This window comes from Caulobacter sp. AP07 (assembly GCF_000281955.1).
GTDB lineage: Bacteria > Pseudomonadota > Alphaproteobacteria > Caulobacterales > Caulobacteraceae > Caulobacter.
The window spans coordinates 1-13887 of record NZ_AKKF01000071.1 but is presented as its reverse complement, the minus strand read 5'-3'; the positions used below and the strand labels follow the sequence as shown (position 1 = coordinate 13887).

Below are 13887 nucleotides of genomic sequence, written 5' to 3'. Positions count from 1 at the left end.
ATACGCTGGTGATGGTCGGGGAGGTGATCGGCGGCGCGCCGGCCGCCGCGACCCTGTCCGACCGGCCCGATCCGGCCTTCGAGGCGGTGTTCGCCGCCAGCGCGGCCGGCAACGCCGCCGACGCCCGTGAACGGTTGGACGCCCTGGCGCGCATCCCGGCGCCGGCCCGCTTCGCCCGCCTGGACCTCGACGGCGAGACCGCGGCCCTGGGCGCCAGCGCCATCGACGGCGAATGGGTCGGGATCTTCGGCATGCGGACCTTGCCGGACCATCGCCGCCGGGGGCTGGCGCGGCGGATCCTGGCGACCTTGCTGCACGAAGCCTCGGTCCTGGGCGCGCGGTGGGCCTATCTCCAGGTCGAGGCCGACAACGCCCCGGCCATCGCGCTCTACAGCGACCTGGGTTTCCTGCCGGCCTACGGGTATCGGTATTGGGTGGCGGAGGAGTGACCGTAGAGCGGGGACAGGCCCATGGGCCTGTCCCCGTCCGCACCCCTAGTCCAGGTCGAACACGAACCGATCATGTTCCGGATGCAGGCAGCTCTGGTCGATCGGGGCGTTGGGGTCGGCCAGGAAGGCGCGGATCATCTTGCGGGCGCAGGCGCTGCCCCGCGACACGCCGTGGGTGGTGTTGGGAATGATCGACAGCTGGCCCTTGGAGAAGCGGCCGACGGCCGCCTTGGCCACGGCCGGGGGGCAGCCCGGATCGATCTCGGCGGCCAGGAACAGGGTCGGCAGGGCGCTGCTGACCGGCTGGGCCTCGACGGGGTCGGGCGCGCCGACGGGATAGGCCTTGCAGACCGCGAAATAGCGACCCATCGAGGCTTCCAGCAGGCGAGAGACCGGGTCGCGCTGGGCGCCCTGGCGCATCTTGGCCTCGCTCTCGAAGGGGAACTCCTCCTTGCACAGGTGGGTCAGGTGCTGGGCCTCGGCGTAGCCGCTGCGCCCCTCCATCTGCTCGGCCAGGGCGGTCATGTCGCCGGCCGCGAACTTGGCGACCGTGGCGGGCAGTGCGCGGGCGTCGGGGCCGCTATAGGCCGCGTCCATCAGGTAGCCGCCCAGGTCGCCGGCGGCGTAGACGCGGCCGCCGATGGTCTGGGGACCGGCCAGCAGGCGGTTGGCGACGGCGTCCAGGTCGGCGCCGGGATGGGGATACTTGGCGGCGCAGGCGGCGTCGGCGGCGCAGCGCTTGAAGATCTCCTTCACCGCGTCGGACACCATCTCCGGCCCGCCCTCGGCCCATTTGGCCTCCGGCGTCCAGGGCGAGTCCAGCACCACGGCCCGTACGCCGCGCGGGTCGTGCTTGACGACCGCCAGGGCGATGCGGGTGCCGTAGGAGACGCCCAGCAGGTCGACCTGCTTGAGGCCCAGGGTCTGGCGCAGGTCCTGGATATCCTTGACCACCTCCTCGGCGTTGTAGCGCGACAGGTCCACGCCCGAGGCCTGGAGCCGCTGGGAACAGGCGACCAGTTCCTGGGCGGCGGCGTCGTTCAGCGGGCCGGCGTCGTTCAGGGCGACTTCGCCGCAGTCGAGCGAGGGTTGGGACAGGCCGCCGCCGCGCTGGTCGAAGAAAATCCAGTCCTGGTCGACGGCGATCAGTTCGCGTCCGGCCGCGCCGCGCAGTTGGCGGGCGACGCGCTCGGCCGTGCCGCCGCCGGGGCCGCCGTGCAGATAGATGACCGGCACGGCGCCCGCCTTGGGCGCGCTGGCCCTGACGATGGCGACGGGGAGGGCGACGCGGCGCACGCCGGGGCCGCCGCGCGTCTCGTCGACCACCAGGGTCCCGCATTCAATCCGGTTGGCGACGCCGGTGTAGTCGCCGGCGCAGGCGCCGGGCAGGAACTTCGGCGCGGCGGCGTGGGCGGTCCCGGCCAGGGCGAGGGCGACGACGGCGCCGGAAAGGGCGGCGCCCCAGATCATCTTGCGCATGTGAGTCCCACGGTGCTGAGGCATCGCAGTGAGCATGGCGACGAAGAGGGGGCAAGGGCGGCCTTGGCGTCCAAGGCATGCGCCTCAGTGGAAGGGACCGCTGGCCACGCGATCATAGGCTCGGCGCTGAATGAGCGCCCAGATCGCGCGGGCCGTCCCCGACACCAGGCAAATGACCCCGACGATCGCGCCGCAGATCCAAAACCGCATCCAGAAGCCGTCGCTTCCCTCTCGGGGCAAGAACAGGACGCGGAGAAAGATGGGCAGGCCGGTCGCCGCGGCCGCCCAGCCCGCGCCCTTGAGGAAGGCGATCCAGGGGGCGTCCGGTTCCTTGAGTATCTCCCCCAACGACCCGTTTCCCCGCATCGGCTTTCCAAGCTTGACCCTAGGTGGCGGAGAACGGGGAGGCAACGCCGCCGCCGCGGCCATGCATCGCTTCATCGATCGATGTTCAATCAACAAGTTTACAAAACAAACTAGTTGATACATGGTTTGGCCATCGCAACGGAGCTCGGCCATGCACGCGCCTCTCAAACCGCTCGAAACCACCGCGTCCGGAGACTCGGCGCGCAACGCGCCGATCGGCGCCGTGCGCGCCTTTCTGACCCTGCTGGTCATCGCCCATCACGCGGTGCTGACCTATCACCCGTTCGCGCCGCCTCCGAAAGCCTTCGCGGCCCCGCCGATCCTGTGGACCGCCTTCCCGGTCGTGGACCCGCAGAAGTTCGGCGGCTTCGGCCTGCTGACCCTGGTCAACGACATCTTCTTCATGTCGCTGATGTTCCTGGTCTCGGGCCTGTTCGTCGCCGAAAGCCTGCGGGCCAGGGGCGCGGGCGGGTTCCTGAAGAGCCGGGCCTTGCGGCTGGGCGCGCCGTTCGTGATCGGGGCGGGGCTGCTGGCGCCGCTGGCCTACTATCCCGCCTGGCTGCAGTCGGGCGGCGCGCCGTCGTTGGCCGCCTACGCCGACGCCTGGACCAGCCTGCCGTTCTGGCCCAGCGGTCCGGCCTGGTTCCTGTGGGTGCTGCTGGCCTTCGGCGCCATCGCCGCGGCGCTGGACGGCCTGTTTCCCCGCCTGATCCCGACGCTTGGCCGTTGGACGCAAGGCGCCGCCCGGCGGCCGGGGCGCGCCTTCCTGCTGCTGGTCGCGGCCAGCGCCCTGGCCTATGTCCCCCTGAACATGGTCCTGCCCTTCGGCCACTGGACGATGGAGGGGCCGTTCCTGGTCCAGACCGGTCGGACGGGCCACTACCTGGTCTATTTCCTGGCCGGCCTGGCGTTCGGGGCGGCGGGCGTGGGCCAGGGCCTGACCGACCCGCGAGGCGCGCTGCCTCGGCGCTGGTGGGCCTGGCAGGTCCTGCCGGTCCCGGCGGTGATCGCGGCGGTCGCCGTCTTCATGATCGCCTTCTCGCCCAACCCGCCGCCCAGGCTGGTGCTGGACCTGGTCGGCGGCCTGGCCTTCGTCATCGCCTGCGCCAGCCTGTCGTTCGCGGTCCTGGCGGTGTTCCTGCGCTTCGTCCGCCAGATCGGTCCGGTGGGGCGCAGCCTGCAGGCCAACGCCTACGGCATGTATCTGACCCATTACGTCTTCACCGCCTGGCTGGGCTGGCTGCTGCTGCCGCAGGCCTGGGGCGGGCTGGCCAAGGGGCTGGCGGTGTTCGGCGGCGCTGTGGTCCTCAGCTGGCTGACGACGATAGTGCTGCGCCGCATGCCGCTGTTGGGGCGAATCCTGTGACCGGCCATGATGCGGCGCTGAAGGGGGCCTTGCCCATGAACGACAAGATCAAGTCGGCCCAGGACGACCTGGCGTTCCTGCGGACCATTGTCGAGGGGTCCGGCGGGGCCGGGCTGGGCGTGGCGGGCGGCGCGCTCTACAGCGGAGCGGGCTTGATCTACGGCCTGCAATGCCTAGTGTACTACGGCCAGGAGATCGGCCTGATCCGCCTGGGGGCGGTGGGAAACCAGGTCCTGGCCTGGCTGCCGACCGTGATCTTCGTGATCATGATGACCGTGGTGATCGTCATTGAACGCAAGCGGTCGTCGGGCGGCGTCACCAACCGCGCGGTCAACGCCGCCTTCACGGGCGCCGGGATCGCCAACCTGGCGCTGATCCTGATCTTCGCCTCGGCCGCCGCCCGCAACCACGACTTCCGCTACTGGCTGTTCCATCCCGCCGTGGTGTTCGTGCTCCAGGGCGCGGTCTGGTACGTCATTTTCGTGCTGCGCAAGCGGATGTGGATGGCGCTGGTGGCCGCGGGCTGGATTATGTCGGGCGTCGCCCTGGGCATGCTGATCAACCGCGCGGACCTCTATCTGCTGATCGCCGGCCTGGGCCTGTTCGCCTGGATGATGGTCCCGGGCTACGTGATGATGCGTCAGGCCATGCGCCAAGCGGTCCGGCCGGCCTGAGACGATCGTGAGCGGCAAGTTCGACATAAGCGGATTGGACGACGTCATCCACGGCCGGGTGCGGCTGGGGATCGTCGCCTACCTGGCCAGCGCCGAGGTGGCGGACTTCACCGAGCTGAAGGACCTGCTGGAGGTGACGCAGGGCAACCTGTCTGTCCACCTGCGCAAGCTGGAGGACGCGGGCTACGTCGCGATCGACAAGAGCTTCGTCGGCCGCAAGCCCCTGACCCGCGTGCGCCTGACCGAGGCCGGGCGCGCGGCCTTCGGGGCCTATCTGCAAGCGATGGGGCGGCTGGTGGAGCAGGCGGGCGGAGCCTAGCGCGGTTCGGGCGGCGGAAGCCCCATCTCCGCCCGCAGCGCCCGCGGCGTCACCCCCGCCGCGCGCAGCTCGCGAAGGGTCTGGGCCTTGTCGCGCTTGGCGTAGCGCTTGCCGTCGGGGCCGGTCAGCAGGCGGTGGTGGCGATAGGTCGGGGTCGGCAGGTCGAGCAGGGCCTGCAGCAGGCGCTGGATGTGGGCGGCCTCGAACAGGTCGTGACCGCGGATCACATGGGTGATCCCCTGCAGGGCGTCGTCCAGGACCACGGCCAGGTGATAGGCGACCCCGACGTCCTTGCGGGCCAGGACGATGTCGCCGGCCAGCTCGGGGCGCGCCTGGATCAGGCCGCTCTCGCCGTGCGGGCCCGCGCCGTCCTCGACGAAGGCCAGGGCTTCGAACCCGCCCAGGGCCCGTCGGGCCGCGTCCAGCGACAGCCGCCAGGCGAAGGCCTCGCCGCGATCCAGCCGGGCGGCCTCCTCGTCGGGACGCAGGGGCGCGCCGGTGAAGGGCGTCGCCGGTTCATGCGGCGCGCGGCCGATGTCCAGTTCCTTGCGGGTGCGGAAACAGCGATAGACCAGCCCCTTGGCGCGCAGGGCGTCGATGGCGTGGTGGTAGTCGGCCAGGTGCCGCGACTGGCGGCGGACGGGCGTCTCCCAGTCCAGCCCCAGCCAGGCCAGGTCCTCGAGGATCGCGGCCTCGTATTCGGGGCGGCTGCGGGTGGCGTCGATGTCCTCGATGCGCAGCACGAAGCGGCCCTTCGCCGCCCGGGCCGCGTCGAAGGCGGTCAGGGCCGAGAAGGCGTGGCCGCGATGCAGGAAGCCGGTCGGCGAGGGCGCGAAGCGGGTGGCGAAGCGCAAGCGGGGATCAGCCCTGGTCGAGCTTGGCGAACATGCCCAGATGTTCGAACACGGCGCGCAGGAAGGCCTCCTCGCCGCCCAGCGCCTCCTTCAGCGGGGCGAATTGCTTGAAGCCGATCATCTCGGCCAGGCCGTGGCCGGCGCACCAGGCGGCGATGGTGGCCAGTTCCAGGTCGATCGGCGAGACCCCGCCGCCGGTTCGCTCGTCGATGGTGTTGCGCACCTGGCAGTAGGCGCCTTCCTCCTTCATCTGGTCGGGGAGGGAGTCCTTGTCGCGCGAGCGGTCGTACATCACCCGGTAGAGGGCGGGATTGTCGCGGGCGAAGCAGACATAGGCCACGCCCAGGCTGGTCATGCGCTCGTTGCTGTCGCTGGCCTTGGCGCGGGCCGCGGTCAGGGCGACGTCCAGCGCCATCCAGCCCTCGTGGGCGACGGCCTCCAGCAGTTCGCTCTTGTCCTTGAAGTGGTGATAGGGCGCGGCGGGGCTGACCCCGGCCTCGCGCGCCACGGCCCGCAGCGAAAGGGCGGCCGGGCCCTCGGTTTCCAGAATCCGGCGAGCGGCCTCGACCAGGGCGCGGCTGAGGTCGCCATGATGGTAGGGGCGGGTGTCGGCTGTGGCGGGCTGTGTCATCGCGGGCACTGTAACTCCTTCCGTTCCTAAAATCCATCCAAACGCTGTAAAGATTATCTTGACATCGTTTAGATTGATGCTATCTAAGCACTGTCCAGATCGGACCGGGGCGGCTCTCTCGATCACCGCGCCCGCCTGAAACTCAAGTGTTCCAACTCAAGGATGTGTGTGATGACCAATACCCTCTTCGCCTTCGAAACAGTTCTCGACCGCATGGCTGTCGGCTTCTTCCTGACCGCCGCCATCGGCGTCGCCGCCGCCCTGATCGGCGTGGCGATCTAGTCCGTTCGCGTTCGTGGCCGACGGGACCGGCGGATCCCCCCGCTGTCCCGCCGACACCATCGCCGGCCATTGTTCAGACGTCTGTTGTTCGAAGCCGCCCGCGCTTACCCGCCGGCGGCTTTTGCATGTCGGATCGCGGCCTTGATCGCGTCGGCCCACGCGATTAGGTCAGATGCTCCTGTCGCGGAACATCCCGTCGCGGGCCGGATTTCCCAGAGATGACCTTGAGTTCCTCCGTTCCAGCGATCGGCCGATGAGCGTCGCCTTCACCAAGGAAGGCGACAGCGAGGCCTTTGCCGCCGACCTGCTCGACCGTCCGATCTCGCCGCACCCCAACCTGGTGACGCCGCGAGGGCTGGCGCGGCTGGAAGAGGGGCTGGCCGCCGCCCGCGCCGCCTACAGCGCCGCCCAGGCCGGCGGCGACGTGGCCCAGGACCGCACCGCCATGGCCCGCGCCACCCGCGACCTGCGCTACTATTCCGCCCGCCGGGCCAGCGCCCAGCTGCGCGAGGTCGATCCCGCCCTGGACGTGGTGCAGTTCGGCGGGACGGTGACCTTCGACCGCGAGGACGGCCGTCGCCAGACCTTCCGCATCGTCGGCGAGGACGAGGCCGACCCGACCCTGGGCTCGGTGTCTTACGTCTCGCCGGTGGCCCGGGCGCTGCTCGGCAAAGGGGTGGGCGAGACAGCGATGGTGGCCGGCGGCGAGGTCGAGATCGTGGAAATCAGCCAAGCGTGAATTCGTCGCCAGACCGGCGCAACCATGTCTTGGTTCTGTCGCCGAGTTGGATCATCCTTTCCTTGCGTTCGGGAGTGAATGGCGATTCCTGAGAATGCGTAGGAAGGAGGCCCGTCTTCAGTCCGATCGCGTATCCGCTTCATAGGGACCGTCACCGGTCCGATGGGAGGCCCTGATGCAGGTGCTGTCCCGCCCCCCGTCCGGCATGCCGGCGCTCGTGCTTAACGCCGACTATCGGCCCCTGAGCTACTATCCGTTGTCCCTCTGGCCCTGGCAGGAGGTGATCAAGGCGGTGTTCCTCGAACGTGTCGATGTCGTCTCGACCTACGACCACGTGGTGCATTCGCCGTCCTTCGAGATGAAGCTGCCCAGCGTGGTGTCGCTGAAGCAGTATGTCCCCCAGGACCGTCCGCCAGCCTTCACGCGCTTCAACCTGTTCCTGCGCGACGGCTTTTCCTGCCAGTATTGCGGCGCGCCCGACGACCTGACCTTCGACCATGTGATCCCCCGCTCGCGCGGCGGCCGCACCACCTGGGAGAACATCGTCACCGCCTGCGCGCCCTGCAATCTCAGCAAGGGCGGTCGCACGCCGCGCGAGGCGGGCATGCACCCGTTCCACACGGCGCGGCGGCCCAGCATGCATGAGCTGCAAGACCGTGGTCGCCGGTTTCCGCCGGGCCATCTGCACGCCAGCTGGCTGGACTATCTGTACTGGGATATCGAACTGGAGGCGTGAGCCAAGGCGCGCGATCCCGCGCGGAATCGAGAATTGATTCGCGCCTCGGATCGACCGGGAAAGGTCCTCGGCGAAAAATGAAAGTATAGCGGAGCCGGAAATGACTTCCCTGGCTCAGCTTGCATCGACTCACCGCCAAGCAGACCCAAGGACAGGGGGCTGTAAGGCGGGAGGGTTAGGTGCTTATCGGTCCGACACTTCACACCCATGGCCAGCAACTGAGCGTCAAACGTCGGCTACGGTGGCTGATGGTCGCCCTGACCGTGGCCAATGTGGCCCTTTGGTCGGTGGTGTTCGGCTTCTGAGGCGACGCTAGGCCCGGCGCGAGGGGAAATGCCGCGAGGCCCGGCCGGCGAAGTTGGCCGGGCGTTCGGCTTCCGCCGGCTGGACCGGCGGGGCGAACACCGCCTTGATCACCGGCGACAGGCGACGCACGCCACGACGGCGGTCCTGGGCGGCGATGTCGCTGAAGGTCGTTCCGCCTTGCTTGCGCGCCAGGGCCCGCACGCTTTCGATCTGGCTGCACAGGTAGACGACGCCGACCCCGGCCGCGTCGGCGAAGAGGTCGCTGAACGAAGCGCTGCGGTCGGCGGTGAACAGCTGGGCCACCTCCACGGCGGCGCCCAGCATCACGGCGGCGATCGCCAGGTCGTTGCGGCGCATGCGGGGGAAGGCCAGGAACGAGACCGCCAACAGGCCGCCGAACGCGATGGCGTGGGCCGCCTTGTCGCTGAGGCCGAACACTTCCTCCAGGCCGGGCCAGGGGCCCAGCATCAGCGTCGCGGCGGTCAGGGCGCCGGCGACCAGGACGGCGCGGGCGGTGGTCACGACATGGTTGGGCGTCAGCATCGGCTTCCTGCTCATGTTGAGCGCAAAGCCTTAGGCGAGCTTGGACTACAAGCCGTGAAGGAACAGGGTCAACGGAAGATGACCGGGGTTGGAGGCCACGACACTCCCGTCATCCCCCGAACAACAAGCCGGGGGATGACGATGCGAGAGCCTAGGGCTTTGCTTTCGCCGGCTTGGCTTCCTCGGCCTTCTTGGCTTCGTCAGCCTTCTTGGCAGCCTCGTCCTTGGCCTTCTTCCAGGCCTGGTACTCCTCCAGGTACGGCTGGCGGCGCAGGACCTTGGAGGCCGGGTCGACGATCACCGGCACGGCGTCGCCCACCTTGATCCGCCCCGCGCCGTCGGCCATCGGGACGGTGACCACCTTGTCGCCGACCTTGACCTCGACCGGCATCGGGAAGGCCTTGCCCGAGGGCGTCTTCCAGCTCAGCATCAGGTCGTCGCCGTCGCGGGTCTGCAGCAGTTCCGGCAGCTTGGCCTGGTAGAAATAGGCGTCGAAGAACCACTGGTAGTCCTTGCCCGTCACGTCGTTGACGATGCGGATGAATTCCTTGGTGGTGGCGTAGCGCGGCTGGAAATTGCCCGGCTTGGGGTCGGGCCGGCCGTAGACCAGGGTGCGCACGGACTTGAAGAACGCCTCGTCGCCGATCGTGGCGCGCAGCGTGTGCATGATGTTGGAACCCTTGGCGTAGATGTCGCCGGCGGGGCCTCCGACCGGCTTGTAGACGTCGTCCTCGGTCATCACCCGGTCGGCGACGATTGGGAACTTGTTGAGGGTGGTGCCGCGCTGGCTATTGAGGCGGGCCATGTACTCCATGTCGCCGTGCAGCCACTGCGAATAGAGCGGCTGCATGTAGCTGCCCAGGCCCTCGTGGATCCACATGTCGTCCCAGTCGACATTGGTCACCTGGTTGCCGAACCACTCGTGCGACAGTTCGTGCTGGAACAGCCAGTCATAGCCATAGACGTCCTTGGCATACTCGTTGCCGTAGGCGTTCATGGTCTGGTGTTCCATGCCCAGATGCGGGGTCTCGACCACGCCCAGCTTCTCGGAACGGAACGGGTAGGGTCCGATCATCGCCTCGAAGAAGTCCAGCGTCGGGGCGAACTCGGCGAACAGGGCCTTGGCCTTGGCCGGATCGTCGCTCTTCAGATACCAGTACTCGATCGGAAAACTATCGCCGAACCGGCTCTTGTAGGTGTCCTCGAGCTTGAGATACGGGCCGACATTGAGGGCTATGGCGTAGGTGTTGGGGCTCTTCTGCCGCCAGTGGAAGGTGCGCCAGCCGTCCTTCTCGACAATGTCGACCAGCACGCCGCCAGCCGGGGCCGACAGCGGGGCGGGGACGGTGACGTAGAAATCGACCAGCAAGGGCTCGCCGGTCGGGAAGTCGATACAGGGCCAGAACAGGTCGCAGCCGTCGCCCTGCACGGCCGTGGCGATCCACGGCTCGCCGGTCGGGGCGGTCTTCCAGACGAAGCCGCCATCCCAGGGGGCCTTCTCGGCGACATGCGGCGCGCCGCCGTAGCGGATCTGAACCACGGTCCGGGCGCCGGCGGCGATCGGGGCCGGCGGGGTGATGGTCAGGCGGCCTTCGGGGTTGCTCCAGGCCGAGGCCGGCAGGGCCTTGCCGTCGACCGTCAGGCTGCTGATCGGCAGGTCGCGGTCCAGGTCCAGCACGATGCGGGGCAGGGCGCTCTTGGCCAGCAGAGTCAAGGTCGCGTCGCCCTCGATCGCCTTGCGCTCGGGGATCACCTTCACCTTGAGATCGACGTGCTCGATCGTCACGGCGGCCTCTTCGGCCGGCATCTGGCCGCCGGTGCCCAGCGTCAGGGCGGTGGTCGGCGCCGGCTTGACGGGGTTCACGGGCTTGGCCGGCGTCGCGGCCTGGGCGGCGGCGGCCAGGGCCAGGACCGAGACGGCGCAAAAGGCCGCGGCCCGACGAAGATGCATGTTCACGCGAAACTCCCCGATACCCAAAAATTCCGGAGACATGGGTAAGCGTGGCCGCGCCGCGCGCCAAGGGCGAAGTTTGGAGGGTGGTTTTCGCGGCGTTTCAGCGAACGCCGGTCAGATCTTCTCGCTGATCTTGATCGCCGCGCGGCAACCGGCGCGGATCACCGCCGCCAGCAGCGGATAGGCCGGCGCCTCCAGGGCGCCTTCCTCGATGGCGACCGCCTTGTGGGCCAGCTCGTCGTCGCGGAACTGGGTGAGCTCGGCGGCCAGGGCCGGGTCGCGGGCCTCCAGCTCGGCGATCTGGCCGGCATAGTGCTGCTCGATCACCGTCTCCACCGCCTCGGTGCAGGCGTGGGCGGCCTTCTCGCCCAGCAGGGCCGTACCGGCCCCCAGGGCGAAGGCGGCGGCGCGCCAGACCGGCGACATCAGGGTGGGGCGCACGCCGCGCTCGCCCAGCAATTGGTCGAAACGGCTGAGGTGGACCTGCTCGTGGCCCTCCATGTCCTTCAACTGGTCGGCGATGCGCTCGCGCCCCGGGGCGTTGCGCATCACGACCTGCTGGCCGCGATAGATGTGCACGGCCGCCAGTTCGCCGGCCTGGTCGACCCGCAGGATCTCGGCCAGCCGCGCCTTCTGGGCGCCGAGGCCGGGACGGGGAGGGACGGGCTGGCTCATCTCAGGCGGCTTTCGGCTTCGTCAGCGCCGCGGCGAACGAGACCACGGCCAGGGCCAGGGAGATCACGGCGTTCCAGCCGGCCATCGACAGGCCCAGGAACACCCAGACGGCCTTGTCGCAGGACGGGGCGGCGATCTTGGCGCCCTTCAGCATGGCGACCAGGTCGTCGGCGGAGGCCCCGCCGCCGGCGGCGCAGGCGGCCGGACCGGGCCACCACTTCCACTCCGCGCCGGCGTGATAGGCCGCCAGGCCCGCGCCGTAGAGGAAGCCGACGCCGATCAGCAGGATCAGCGGCCGCCGCACCCGCGCCGCCCAGGCGGTGCGCGACAGCACGACGGCGACCAGCGCCACGGTCCCGGTGACCCAGTAGACCTCGCGCTGCTTGAGGCACAGCAGGCACGGGGCCAGCTTGCCGAAGGTCTCGAAGGCGTGGGCCGCGCCCAGCATGAAGGCGCAGGCCGCGAAGGCCAGGACCGGCCAGTGCTCGGCGGCCCAGGCCAGCGGTGAGCGGTTGGGGACCAAGGGACCCGTCATCTGGACTTCCGCCGTGTTGTCGATCGTCATGCCGCGCAGGCTCCGCCGCTGCTTCCCCCCAAGAAGTGGCTGGCCGTGAGGCCGATGACAAGAAGGGCGATGAGGATGCCGGCGAACAGCGCCAGGCGCTTCTCGATGATCGGCAGCATGGCGGGGCCGAATTTCTTGACCACCAGGGCGACCAGGAAGAAGCGAGCGGCCCGGGTGGCGGTCGAGGCCAGGATGAACATCGGGAAGCTGAAGGCCGCCAGGCCGGAGGCGATGGTCACCAGCTTGTAGGGGATCGGGGTCAGGCCCTTGGCCAGGATCACCCAGACGCCGTACTGGTCGTACCAGCACTTGAACTCGGCCATGCCGCCGGCGTGACCGGTGACGGTCATCATCCAGACGCCCAGGGGCTTGAGGAAAAAGCCGATCGCATAGCCGAGAATCCCGCCCAGCACCGAGGCCAGGGTGCAGATCGCGGCGTAGCGCCAGGCGCGGTCCGGGCGGGCCAGCACCATCGGCGCCAGCATCACGTCGGGGGGAATGGGAAAGAACGAGCTTTCGGCGAACGAGACCGCGAACAGGCTGATCGGGGCGTGGCGCGAGGCGGCCAGGCTCATGACCCAGTCATAGAGGCGACGCAGCATGGAGGCTCCTGGATGAGGACGCGCCGTAGCTAGCAGGGGGCCGGTGTCTTGTCGCGGCGGTTCGCGCGGCGATGTGCAATCCTATTGGAATTGCGGGCCCGGGTGGCTATCACGCCCGTTCGGACGGCGTTTGCCGTCTACATTCTTCGAAAGACGATCCCCATGAGCGACACGCCTCCCGACCGCCTGGCCTCCAATCCGAGCAGCCCGCACTACGACGCCGACATCCTTGAGCGCGGCGTGGGCATCGTCTTCAACGGCGTCGAGAAGACCAATGTCGACGAGTACTGCGTCAGCGAAGGCTGGATCCGCGTCACCGCCGGCAAGGCCGTCGACCGCAAGGGCAACCCGATGACCATCAAGCTGCAGGGCGTGGTCGCGCCGTACTGGCGCAACGACAACGCCGAAGAGGCGTGAGGCTCATGGCCCCGCGCCGCCTGATCGACCTGCCCGGCTTCGCCGACCTGGAGACCCGGGCGCTGATGAAGCCGTCGTTCGCCGATCCGGAGGCGCGAGCCGAGTTTCCCGAGATCGACCAACTGGCGCGCGACACCTTCGGCCTCACCGCCGACGAGGCCGCGGCCATCCCCGATCCGGAAGGCTGGGACGGCATCGACGTCAAGTCGATGCGCGAGCAGGCCGACGCGTTCGAACTGGAAGGCTGGGACGTCACCGACGACAAGCGCCGGCCGCTGCGGATCCTGGGTCACTTCAGCCATCCGCTGTGGCTGGCCGTGCGCGGCGTGGCCGGCCACCTGCCGTTCCTGCCGGAACCGGACGAGCATGATCCGACCTCGACGTCCCTGGCGGCAGAGGCGGCGAAGTTCCGGCGCGACAAGCGCTAGGGAAGGGCGCTACCGTTTCTTGCCCAGCTCGGCGCCGATGTCCTTGATCGAGTTGCCGACCTTGCGGTGGGCGGCCACCAGCTGATCCTTGGTCACGCCCCAGCGCTTCATCCAGTATTCCACCTGGTGGCGTTCGCGCGGATCGAGGCGATCCTCGTCGCGGAAGTCGCGCTTGCCCTTCGGAGCGGCCATCGTCGTTTCTCCTCGTCCTTCGCAGCGCCTATCTTGCGCGCGGAGCGTTGTCGAGGCGATGGCCGGATATGACGATACCCTGGAGCCCGACCTTGAGCGATCCCGACCTTGAAGCCATGGCGCAGGACGAACTGTCGCGCGGCATGACCCTGACCTGGCGCGACCTGAACAAGGTGATTCCCTGGGGCGACACCTTCGAGGGCATTTCGCCGGCCGGCCGCAATGTCGAGGTCGAGCGAAACTACTTGTGGGCGGCCGAGCCGGGCGGCGACATCCTGTGCGAAGTCGCCGTCTATGGCGGCCCCAGCCG

20 protein-coding genes are annotated in these 13887 nt (G+C 69.0%); 10 read left to right on the top strand and 10 right to left on the bottom strand.

From position 1 onward, the window contains the following. Positions 1-449 (top strand): GNAT family N-acetyltransferase (locus PMI01_RS05220; protein ID WP_007664120.1); only part of this gene is annotated, 449 nt, incomplete at its 5' end. Between the two features lie 45 nt (positions 450-494). On the opposite strand, the gene PMI01_RS05215 is transcribed toward PMI01_RS05220, so the two are convergent. Together PMI01_RS05215 and PMI01_RS26960 are read right to left on the bottom strand one after the other, a co-directional pair. Next, entirely contained in the window at positions 495-1928 is a 1434-nt protein-coding gene (locus PMI01_RS05215; RefSeq protein WP_007664118.1) for an alpha/beta hydrolase, read from the bottom strand. A gap of 84 nt (positions 1929-2012) precedes the next feature. Further along, on the bottom strand, positions 2013-2447 hold the full coding sequence (locus PMI01_RS26960) for a hypothetical protein (RefSeq protein WP_157223680.1): 435 nt from the start codon (positions 2445-2447) through the stop codon (positions 2013-2015). Here PMI01_RS26960 and PMI01_RS05205 point away from each other — a divergent pair. From PMI01_RS05205 to PMI01_RS05195, 3 genes are read left to right on the top strand one after another with little or no spacing between them, the layout of a single operon-like run. Next, entirely contained in the window at positions 2446-3660 is a 1215-nt protein-coding gene (locus PMI01_RS05205; RefSeq protein ID WP_007664114.1) for an acyltransferase family protein, read from the top strand. The genes PMI01_RS26960 and PMI01_RS05205 overlap by 2 nt on opposite strands. A 35-nt stretch (positions 3661-3695) precedes the next feature. Then, on the top strand, positions 3696-4334 hold the full coding sequence (locus PMI01_RS05200) for a hypothetical protein (RefSeq protein ID WP_007664111.1): 639 nt from the start codon (positions 3696-3698) through the stop codon (positions 4332-4334). 7 nt (positions 4335-4341) lie between these two features. Beyond that, positions 4342-4653, top strand: a complete 312-nt coding sequence (locus tag PMI01_RS05195) for a winged helix-turn-helix domain-containing protein (protein ID WP_007664108.1) — start codon at positions 4342-4344, stop codon at positions 4651-4653. Here the strand turns inward: PMI01_RS05195 and gluQRS are convergent. After that, positions 4650-5507, bottom strand: a complete 858-nt coding sequence (gluQRS, locus tag PMI01_RS05190) for a tRNA glutamyl-Q(34) synthetase GluQRS (RefSeq protein ID WP_007664106.1) — start codon at positions 5505-5507, stop codon at positions 4650-4652. The genes PMI01_RS05195 and gluQRS overlap by 4 nt on opposite strands. A gap of 7 nt (positions 5508-5514) precedes the next feature. After that, positions 5515-6138 (bottom strand): TetR/AcrR family transcriptional regulator, encoded by a 624-nt coding sequence (locus PMI01_RS05185; protein WP_035034723.1) that lies wholly within the window; start codon positions 6136-6138, stop codon positions 5515-5517. 535 nt (positions 6139-6673) lie between these two features. Here PMI01_RS05185 and greA point away from each other — a divergent pair. The 3 genes from greA (at position 6674) to PMI01_RS28035 (ending at position 8200) form a co-directional block, all read left to right on the top strand. After that, entirely contained in the window at positions 6674-7159 is a 486-nt protein-coding gene (gene greA / locus PMI01_RS05180) for a transcription elongation factor GreA (RefSeq protein WP_007664098.1), read from the top strand. A 172-nt stretch (positions 7160-7331) separates the two neighbouring features. Continuing rightward, positions 7332-7895 carry an HNH endonuclease gene (locus tag PMI01_RS05175; RefSeq protein ID WP_085954836.1) on the top strand — a complete coding sequence of 188 codons (564 nt, stop codon included), beginning with the start codon at positions 7332-7334 and terminating at the stop codon, positions 7893-7895. 179 nt (positions 7896-8074) lie between these two features. Then, complete coding sequence (locus PMI01_RS28035) at positions 8075-8200, top strand: hypothetical protein (RefSeq protein WP_255348026.1); 126 nt, start codon at positions 8075-8077, stop codon at positions 8198-8200. A 7-nt stretch (positions 8201-8207) separates the two neighbouring features. Here PMI01_RS28035 and PMI01_RS05170 read toward each other — a convergent pair whose 3' ends face one another. The 5 genes from PMI01_RS05170 to PMI01_RS05150 all read right to left on the bottom strand — a co-directional run bounded on the left by PMI01_RS05170 (position 8208) and on the right by PMI01_RS05150 (position 12540). Beyond that, positions 8208-8759, bottom strand: coding sequence for a VanZ family protein (locus PMI01_RS05170; RefSeq protein ID WP_238537006.1), 552 nt, complete (start codon positions 8757-8759; stop codon positions 8208-8210). A gap of 136 nt (positions 8760-8895) precedes the next feature. Next, positions 8896-10695 carry a M1 family metallopeptidase gene (locus PMI01_RS05165; protein WP_035034732.1) on the bottom strand — a complete coding sequence of 600 codons (1800 nt, stop codon included), beginning with the start codon at positions 10693-10695 and terminating at the stop codon, positions 8896-8898. Positions 10696-10812: 117 nt separating this feature from the next. Further along, on the bottom strand, positions 10813-11373 hold the full coding sequence (locus PMI01_RS05160; RefSeq protein ID WP_007664092.1) for a demethoxyubiquinone hydroxylase family protein: 561 nt from the start codon (positions 11371-11373) through the stop codon (positions 10813-10815). Position 11374: 1 nt separating this feature from the next. Beyond that, on the bottom strand, positions 11375-11938 hold the full coding sequence (locus PMI01_RS05155; protein ID WP_007664091.1) for a disulfide bond formation protein B: 564 nt from the start codon (positions 11936-11938) through the stop codon (positions 11375-11377). After that, a complete protein-coding gene (locus PMI01_RS05150; protein WP_007664090.1) occupies positions 11935-12540 on the bottom strand; it encodes a YqaA family protein in 606 nt (201 codons plus the stop codon). Before PMI01_RS05150 ends, PMI01_RS05155 begins: the two co-directional genes overlap by 4 nt. Before the next feature lie 162 nt (positions 12541-12702). Here PMI01_RS05150 and PMI01_RS05145 point away from each other — a divergent pair, with 162 nt between their 5' ends. Then, positions 12703-12957 (top strand): DUF3297 family protein, encoded by a 255-nt coding sequence (locus tag PMI01_RS05145; protein ID WP_007664089.1) that lies wholly within the window; start codon positions 12703-12705, stop codon positions 12955-12957. A gap of 5 nt (positions 12958-12962) precedes the next feature. Next, positions 12963-13385, top strand: coding sequence for a hypothetical protein (locus tag PMI01_RS05140; RefSeq protein WP_007664088.1), 423 nt, complete (start codon positions 12963-12965; stop codon positions 13383-13385). Positions 13386-13394: 9 nt separating this feature from the next. On the opposite strand, the gene PMI01_RS05135 is transcribed toward PMI01_RS05140, so the two are convergent. Beyond that, a complete protein-coding gene (locus PMI01_RS05135) occupies positions 13395-13577 on the bottom strand; it encodes a DUF3606 domain-containing protein (RefSeq protein WP_007664087.1) in 183 nt (60 codons plus the stop codon). Between the two features lie 116 nt (positions 13578-13693). Between PMI01_RS05135 and PMI01_RS05130 the strand changes: the two genes are divergently transcribed. Next, the coding region (locus PMI01_RS05130; protein ID WP_035034730.1) for a hypothetical protein at positions 13694-13887 on the top strand (194 nt) is incomplete at its 3' end.

Excerpts from the sequence above, each read along its gene's own strand:
- PMI01_RS05215 (WP_007664118.1), bottom strand. The coding sequence starts at position 1,928 with ATGCGCAAGATGATCTGGGGCGCCGCCCTTTCCGGCGCCGTCGTCGCC.
- PMI01_RS05205 (WP_007664114.1), top strand. The coding sequence starts at position 2,446 with ATGCACGCGCCTCTCAAACCGCTCGAAACCACCGCGTCCGGAGACTCG.
- PMI01_RS26960 (WP_157223680.1), bottom strand. The coding sequence starts at position 2,447 with ATGGCCGAGCTCCGTTGCGATGGCCAAACCATGTATCAACTAGTTTGT.
- PMI01_RS05200 (WP_007664111.1), top strand. The coding sequence starts at position 3,696 with ATGAACGACAAGATCAAGTCGGCCCAGGACGACCTGGCGTTCCTGCGG.
- PMI01_RS05185 (WP_035034723.1), bottom strand. The coding sequence starts at position 6,138 with ATGACACAGCCCGCCACAGCCGACACCCGCCCCTACCATCATGGCGAC.
- greA (WP_007664098.1), top strand. The coding sequence starts at position 6,674 with ATGAGCGTCGCCTTCACCAAGGAAGGCGACAGCGAGGCCTTTGCCGCC.
- PMI01_RS05170 (WP_238537006.1), bottom strand. The coding sequence starts at position 8,759 with ATGAGCAGGAAGCCGATGCTGACGCCCAACCATGTCGTGACCACCGCC.
- PMI01_RS05165 (WP_035034732.1), bottom strand. The coding sequence starts at position 10,695 with ATGCATCTTCGTCGGGCCGCGGCCTTTTGCGCCGTCTCGGTCCTGGCC.
- PMI01_RS05160 (WP_007664092.1), bottom strand. The coding sequence starts at position 11,373 with ATGAGCCAGCCCGTCCCTCCCCGTCCCGGCCTCGGCGCCCAGAAGGCG.
- PMI01_RS05155 (WP_007664091.1), bottom strand. The coding sequence starts at position 11,938 with ATGACGATCGACAACACGGCGGAAGTCCAGATGACGGGTCCCTTGGTC.
- PMI01_RS05150 (WP_007664090.1), bottom strand. The coding sequence starts at position 12,540 with ATGCTGCGTCGCCTCTATGACTGGGTCATGAGCCTGGCCGCCTCGCGC.
- PMI01_RS05145 (WP_007664089.1), top strand. The coding sequence starts at position 12,703 with ATGAGCGACACGCCTCCCGACCGCCTGGCCTCCAATCCGAGCAGCCCG.
- PMI01_RS05140 (WP_007664088.1), top strand. The coding sequence starts at position 12,963 with ATGGCCCCGCGCCGCCTGATCGACCTGCCCGGCTTCGCCGACCTGGAG.
- PMI01_RS05135 (WP_007664087.1), bottom strand. The coding sequence starts at position 13,577 with ATGGCCGCTCCGAAGGGCAAGCGCGACTTCCGCGACGAGGATCGCCTC.